2 protein-coding genes are annotated in these 2526 nt (G+C 72.9%); both read left to right on the top strand.

All coding sequences use genetic code 11. The features are described from left to right. Window positions 1–108: 108 nt before the first annotated feature. Window positions 109–1605 (top strand): glycerol kinase GlpK, encoded by a 1497-nt coding sequence (gene glpK / locus HUV06_RS15895; RefSeq protein WP_174302212.1) that lies wholly within the window; start codon window positions 109–111, stop codon window positions 1603–1605. Further along, entirely contained in the window at window positions 1602–2510 is a 909-nt protein-coding gene (locus HUV06_RS15890) for an alpha/beta fold hydrolase (protein WP_174302211.1), read from the top strand. Before glpK ends, HUV06_RS15890 begins: the two co-directional genes overlap by 4 nt. The last annotated feature ends 16 nt before the right edge of the window (window positions 2511–2526 follow it).

Below are 2526 nucleotides of genomic sequence, written 5' to 3'. Positions count from 1 at the left end.
CGCGAGACCCTCCTGCTCCCCGGCTGCGGCCACTGGACCCAGCAGGAGCGCGCCACCGAGGTGAACGAAGCGCTGATCCGGTTCCTCGGCGGCCTGTAGGCGGCTTCGATGCCGGCCGGGCCGCCCCTCATCCTCGCCATTGACCAGGGCACCACCTCCAGCCGCGCCCTGGTCTTCAACGCCTCAGCCGAGGTCGTCGCCTCCGCGCGGGCGGAGGTCCTCCAGCTCTACCCCACCGAGGGTTGGGTCGAGCACGATCCCGAGGCGATCTGGTCCACCACGCTGGCCACCGCCCGCCAGGCCCTCACCGCGGCCGAGCGCGGAGGCGGCGAGGTGGTGGCCATCGGCGTCACCAACCAGCGTGAGACCACGATCGTCTGGGACCGCGGGACCGGCGCGCCCATCTACGACGCCATCGTCTGGCAGGACCGCCGCACCGCGGGCGCCTGCCGCGAGCTGGAGGCGCAGGGACTGGCGGAGACGGTGCGGGCGAAGAGCGGCCTCCTGCTGGACCCCTACTTCTCCGCCGCCAAGGTCGCCTGGATACTCTCCCACGTGGACGGAGCGCGCGGAGCCGCGAGGGCCGGCCGCCTGGCCTTCGGCACTGTGGACAGCTTCCTGCTCTGGCGGCTGACCGGCGGACGGGTCCACGCCACCGACGCCACCAACGCCAGCCGCACCAGCCTCTACGACATCCGCCGCGGCGACTGGTGCGAGGACCTCTGCCGCATCTTCGACGTGCCCCGCGCCCTGCTGCCGGACGTCCGCGACTGCTCCGCCGAGTACGGCCGCACCGCGCCGGAGCTGTTCGGCCGGCCGATCCCAATCCTGGGCGTGATCGGCGACCAGCAGGCGGCCGGTGTCGGCCAGTGCGGCTTCGCAGCCGGCGACGTGAAGACCACCTTCGGCACCGGCGGCTTCATGGTGGTGAACACGGGCGGAACGCCCGTGGACTCCCGCCACCGCCTGCTCAGCACGGTCGCCTACCGACTGGACGGCCGCTCCACCTATGCCTTGGAAGGCTCCATCTTCGTGGCCGGGGCGGCGGTGCAGTGGCTGCGCGACGGGCTGGGCCTGATCAGGACGGCGGCGGAGACGGAAGGCCTGGCGCGCAGCCTCCAGGGCAACGGCGGCGTCTACCTGGTGCCGGCCTTCACAGGTCTCGGCGCGCCGCACTGGGACCCCGACGCCCGCGGCGCCCTGTTCGGCCTCACCCGGGCGAGCGGCGCGGCGGAGCTGGCGCGCGCGGCGCTGGAGTCGGCCTGCTACCAGAGCCGCGACCTGTTCACCGCGGTGGCCGAAGACGGGGTGGCGCTGAACGCCATGAAGGTGGACGGCGGAATGGCGGCCAACGACTGGATGCTGCAGTTCCTGGCCGACGTCACCGACCTGCCGGTGGAGCGGCCGGCGGAGCTGGAGACCACAGCGCTCGGCGCCGCCTACATGGCCAGGCGCGCCTGCGGCGTGTACGGCGAAGAAGCCGCCTTCGCCGCCCTGCCCCGCCGGCGCCGGCGCTTCGAGCCGCAGATGGACGCCCGCAAGCGCGAGCGCCTGCTGGACGGCTGGCGCAACGCGGTGCGGCGCACCCTGTCGGACCCCAGATGATCACCACCCGCCGCGTGCAGGCCAACCGCCTCGGCTTCACGCTCGACGAGGCCGGCGAGGGCGACGCCGTGGCGCTCTGCCTGCACGGTTTCCCCGAGAGCCGCTTCTCCTGGCGCCACCAGCTGCCTGCGCTCGAGAGCGCCGGATGGCGGGCCGTGGCGCCGGACCTGCGCGGCTATGGCGACAGCGAAAAGCCGAGAGGACGCGCCGCCTACCATCTCGACCACCTGGTCGCCGATGTCGCCGCCCTCTTCGACGCGCTGGGCGCACGGCGGCGACTGCTGGTCGGGCACGACTGGGGGGCGATGGTGGCCTGGAGCTTCGCGCTGCGGCAAGCCCTGCCGCTGGACGGGCTGGTGGTGATGAACGTGCCCCACCCGATGGTCTTTGGACAGGCGCTCCGGCATTCCTGGGCGCAGCGCAGGCGGTCCTGGTACGTGGCCGCCTTCCAGCTGCCCTGGCTGCCGGAGGCGATCCTCACCGCCGGCCACGCCTGGGGGGTCGGCCAAGCCATCCGCGGCATGGCGGTGGACAAGGCGGCCTTCCCGGACGAGGTGCTCGACGTCTATCGCACCAACGCGCTGAAGCCCGGCGCGATGACGGCGATGATCAATTACTACCGCGCCAATGCGGACCTCGGCGGCGGCCAGGCGGCGGCGATGATCCGCACTCCTATCCTGATGATCTGGGGCGAGCAGGACAAGGCGCTCGGCCTGGAGCTTACCGAAGGCTATGGCCCGCTGGTGGCGGATTTCACCTTGGAGCGGCTGCCCGGCGTCTCCCACTGGGTGCAGCAGGAGGCGCCGGAGCAGGTGAACGCGCGGCTGCTCGCCTGGCTGGGCCGCCAAGACCTGTCGCCGACCAGATGCTCCCCCGCTGGGGGAGCTGTCGGCGCAGCCGACTGAGGGGGCCGAGGCGACG

It is taken from the genome of Caulobacter sp. S45, from assembly GCF_903642205.1.
Taxonomy (GTDB): domain Bacteria; phylum Pseudomonadota; class Alphaproteobacteria; order Caulobacterales; family Caulobacteraceae; genus CAHJWH01.
The sequence above is the reverse complement of the archived record's forward strand: the minus strand, read 5'-3'. Positions and strand labels throughout refer to the sequence as shown.

Bases quoted from the DNA above. Each gene is read 5' to 3' on its own strand.
- HUV06_RS15890 (WP_174302211.1), top strand. From the start codon at position 1,602: ATGATCACCACCCGCCGCGTGCAGGCCAACCGCCTCGGCTTCACGCTC.
- glpK (WP_174302212.1), top strand. From the start codon at position 109: ATGCCGGCCGGGCCGCCCCTCATCCTCGCCATTGACCAGGGCACCACC.